This window comes from Candidatus Dorea massiliensis AP6 (assembly GCF_964245105.1).
GTDB lineage: Bacteria > Bacillota > Clostridia > Lachnospirales > Lachnospiraceae > Laedolimicola > Laedolimicola intestinihominis.
In genome coordinates this window covers 1-4,447 of sequence record NZ_CAXTKW010000033.1, presented here as the reverse complement: position 1 = coordinate 4,447, position 4,447 = coordinate 1, and the positions used below count along the sequence as shown (strand labels likewise).

Annotated in this window: 5 protein-coding genes; all 5 read left to right on the top strand. The window is 41.2% G+C overall.

The genetic code is table 11. From position 1 onward, the window contains the following. The first annotated feature begins 410 nt into the window (after positions 1-410). Positions 411-566: a hypothetical protein gene (locus ACESZP_RS17775; RefSeq protein WP_499709933.1), complete on the top strand. Its 156-nt coding sequence runs from the start codon at positions 411-413 to the stop codon at positions 564-566. A gap of 92 nt (positions 567-658) precedes the next feature. After that, positions 659-1,756, top strand: a complete 1,098-nt coding sequence (locus ACESZP_RS17770) for a hypothetical protein (protein ID WP_499709932.1) — start codon at positions 659-661, stop codon at positions 1,754-1,756. A gap of 120 nt (positions 1,757-1,876) precedes the next feature. Then, positions 1,877-2,347 carry a hypothetical protein gene (locus ACESZP_RS17765; RefSeq protein ID WP_499709930.1) on the top strand — a complete coding sequence of 157 codons (471 nt, stop codon included), beginning with the start codon at positions 1,877-1,879 and terminating at the stop codon, positions 2,345-2,347. Between the two features lie 347 nt (positions 2,348-2,694). Further along, the gene (locus ACESZP_RS17760; protein WP_178039071.1) at positions 2,695-4,062 is read left to right on the top strand and encodes a DUF8612 domain-containing protein; all 1,368 of its coding nucleotides are present in this window, start codon (positions 2,695-2,697) and stop codon (positions 4,060-4,062) included. Between the two features lie 7 nt (positions 4,063-4,069). Next, positions 4,070-4,297: a transposase domain-containing protein gene (locus tag ACESZP_RS17755; protein ID WP_499709929.1), complete on the top strand. Its 228-nt coding sequence runs from the start codon at positions 4,070-4,072 to the stop codon at positions 4,295-4,297. Positions 4,298-4,447: the final 150 nt, after the last annotated feature.

Genomic DNA, 4,447 nt, shown 5'->3' with positions numbered 1-4,447 from the left:
AACTTTATTCTACCAAACGGCTATAGACCATGTCTATTTTTATGAAATTGAATTTGCGAAACTAATTATACGTTATCCCGTGAGGATATGCCTAAAGTAATAGTACGGGCGCAGATTGTTCAGCTTTGCTGTTTCCGAAATACTGTAAACAAGAGCACTGGACCTGGCTCCTTTTGCTGAGAGTGACCACAGTGGGGTCAGGCACTCGAAAGAAAGTATAAATTCTGTAAAATATTCATGAATCGGTTCAAGCATGACAAATATTCTATACGGCTTCCATACCGAAAGCACATGCCATTCTTCGTAAGTAGGTAATCGGTAGACTACAAGTACCTTTCACAATCTTCTATGCTGTGCTACAATAAACTCACAAAATAGAGTATTTACAATTCCATGATAATGCGAAAATCATGGATATTGCACGAGGCGTTACTATTTCAAGAGCAATGGTGACAAAAAGTATTAGAAAACTTATTCAAAATGGTATGGTGCAAGTTGTCTCACTAAATGGAGTAGGCATAAGTTATAATTTAACAGGCACCAGTGAAGAACTCTCCGCAAAATAATTAGTCCCTTTCCTAAATTGTGCTACTGAAGACGACCATACCAGGAAAATCATCCAGTATAAACCAGCTGCAGAAAGAGATGAGATTACAATATGCCAAATATGATTTTCCCCTTTTCCCTCACTGATTTCCCCAAAGTAGATCCACAAATGCATCGATCTGAAATCATCGAGGCCACGAAAGGCTTAAATAAAATATTAAAAGACAGTAGAAATTCGGCAAAGCAGCAGGAGTGCTATTATTGCAAAGAATCCTGCGACAGCTTTTGCAATTCTCATACGGTGCCAGCCTTTTGCCTGAGAAATATAGCGCAGAATGGCAAGGTATACTATATGAATTCTATTATAGAATTGCCATTGCTAAAAGGCGAAAAAGGCGTTAATGAAGCCGGAACCTTTCATTTGATTTGCCGGAAATGTGATGGAGAGATTTTCCAGGATTATGAAAATCCGGATAATTACGAAGAGATACCGACGATGAAAATGCTTGCCGAAATCCATATGAAAAACAGTCTGAAGAATATCAGTAAACGGCTTATAGAAATTGAGATGTACGGTATTATGCAGGACAGGCTGAATATAACAGGAGAGTGGACGCAGGCGAAAACAGAAGTGAGCGATCTGGATTTAAATGAGTATAAAGAGGAATTTGCATACGCGAAAAAGCGCTCATTAAAGCCAATTTCTGGGGACTATTATATAGGGTATTATGAGAAGCTGCCTTATGTGGTGCCGGTTGCGTTTCAGGGAACGATAGCTATGCAGCTGGATATGGAAGGGAATATCATCAATGATGTATATAACATGGATCCGACTTATAAAATCAGAAATATGTCCTTATGTATATTTCCACTGGAAAACACCAGTATCGTGATGATTTTTGTTTCGAAGAACAATAATAGATATGGCCGCTTTTTTAAACAGTTGAAGAAACTTCATACAGTGGAAGCACAGCTGTCCGCAATTAATTATATTTTATTTTCTTACACGGAAGACTATTTTATATCGTCATCGGTGGAAAAAAGTATTTTAGACGAACTGGCTGCATTATCGGCAAAGTCATCGGATCTCCTGGCAATGGGATATTATCCATCTCAGGAGATGCTGCATGAAACGGTGAAGAATATATATGGGTTTCAGGAGATGGATAGGGTGCCTAATTTATTGGCTGAGGAGTATGCAGTGGGATAAAGCGATGGAATAACTTTTGGCAGTACTTGCTCTTTAAATATTTTGACTTCTTTTTTACGTACCTTTTATGATAAGATAAAAACAGGAAAGGAACAAGAACTAAAAGCGGGAGGGGATGTTATGGAACATCATGATTTAGATATTTATCCTATCCCAAGAGAAAAAATGCCAATGTATATCAATGAACCGTGGTTGATTGATAAATCAATCAGGGAAAGAGCACAACTGGTGACGGATTTTAGAAAAACTCCGGATGAAAATAGAGATAATATTCGTATTTATGTTCCGTTAGATTTAAATAAAGACGCTATTTTACGGAGGTTGGATTCTATAATTTTTCATTATGGGGAAGCAAATGAGGCGAATGAATTTAACTTTGCTCAGGATGTGGAGATGCTAATTTCTCAGATAGAGATTTATGATCAGACATGGTTTGTCAGACATATACCAGAAAGTCGGGATCACAGCCAGGAGGCGAAAGATCTGGTAAAAGAATTCGTAGCAAAGCTGGAAGAAATCCCGGATGGGGGTGCGGAGATATTTCCATTTGAGATGATTGACAGATTGAAGAAGGAGTATTTGGAATTTTAAGAAAAATGGTGCAACAGCAGCAAAGATGGCGATATGATAGAGGTAACAGAATATGGATATATCAAAGAAGGGCTGGAAATAGATGATCTTGAAGGATTCAGTCAGGATTTAATTGATGCAGTAAGGCTTATTTTAGCCAGATGAGTTTGAAAATCGGAAATGTTACTGGCATCGGGAGCGGATGTCAGCCTCATGGAGGATGAGAGTCCCACATTGGGGTCAGCCTCCAATGTGTGCATACAATTAAACAATTTTGTGTTTCTGGTTGTAATTTTCATAGATTTCACATATAATAAAAGTGTGATCAATAAGCATAAAATTCAAATAAAAATGTGAGAGGCGATTCTATGGAACGATTTATCCTAAAAAAGTTGCTGGCTTGGAAGAATTCTCCTTACCGCAAGCCTTTAATCTTGAAGGGCGTACGTCAGGTGGGTAAGACTTGGATTCTGAAAGAGTTCGGCAGACGCTGTTATGAAAATACAGCTTACTTTAACTTCGACGAAAATGAAGAATATAAGCAATTTTTTGAAACAACCAAGGATGTGGACCGGATTCTGCAAAACCTTATGCTGGCAAGCGGTCAAAAAATCGTTCCTGAAAAAACTCTTATCATCTTTGATGAGGTGCAGGACTGCCCTAAGGTCATTAACGCTATGAAGTATTTTTGCGAGAATGCGCCGCAGTATCATGTTGCCTGTGCCGGTTCTCTGTTGGGTATTGCTTTGGCGAAACCTTCCTCTTTTCCGGTGGGTAAGGTCAACTTTATGCAGATTGACCCGATGACTTTTCATGAATTCCTACTTGCCAATGGTGATGAAAATCTGGCGCAGTATCTGGAACAGGTGGACACTCTTGAACCCATCCCTGACGCCTTCTTTAATCCGCTGTATGAGAAACTGAAAATGTACTATGTCACCGGTGGTATGCCGGAGCCGGTATTGATGTGGACGGAGGCACGGGATGTTTCTGCCATGCAGGAGGCATTGTCCGGAATCATCGGAGCCTATGAGCGTGATTTTGCCAAACACCCGAATCTCAGCGAGTTCCCGAAAATCTCAATGATCTGGAAATCTATTCCTTCTCAACTGGCAAGAGAGAACAAGAAGTTCGTCTATAAAGTGGTTAAGGAAGGTGCACGAGCCCGTGAGTATGAGGACGCCTTGCAATGGCTGGTGGATGCCCGTCTGGTGCATAAAATTTATCGCAGCTCAGCTCCCGGCCTGCCGATTGCAGCTTACGATGACTTGTCTGCTTTCAAGATTTATCTGGTGGATGTGGGACTGCTTCGCCGTCTGGCACAGCTGGCCCCCACTGCCTTTGGCGAAGGTAACCGTCTTTTTACGGAATTCAAAGGCGCATTAACCGAAAACTTTGTATTGCAGACTTTAATTACTCAGTTTGAAGTCATGCCCCGTTATTGGAGCCAGAACAACCCGCCTTACGAAGTGGATTTCCTCATTCAGCGGGAGAATGATATCTTCCCCGTGGAGGTCAAATCCGAAGCCAACACAACCAGCAGGAGTATGAAAAAGTTCAAGGAACTGTTCTCGGATAAGGTCAGGCTCCGCATCCGTTTCTCATTGGACAATCTGAAACTGGATGGTGATGTGTTGAATATCCCGCTGTTCATGGCAGATCAGGCGGATAGACTGATCGGATTGGCTTTGGAGCAGCTACAGTACAACATTGGGGTCCAGCACATTGGGGTCTGACCCCAATGTGCTGCATAACACAGCAAAAGGAGCCAGGTCCAGTGCTCTTGTTTACAGTATTTCGGAAACGGCAAAGCTGAACAATCTGCGCCCGTACTATTACTTTAGGCATATCCTCACGGAACTGCCGAAGTATTGTGACGAAAAAGGAAATATAGATCCGGCAAAACTGGACCAGCTGATGCCTTGGGCAGATGAGCTTCCCGAGGAATGCCGGAAACCACGCCGCTCATAAAAGCGGCGTTAAATTTAAGGGTAGGCGCAGGATTTGACGTTTACAAATAATATTGGAAGCATTGATAGAGTTAGATAACGTATAATTAGTTTCGCAAATTCAATTTCATAAAAATAGACATGGTCTATAGCCGTTTGGTAGAATAAAGTT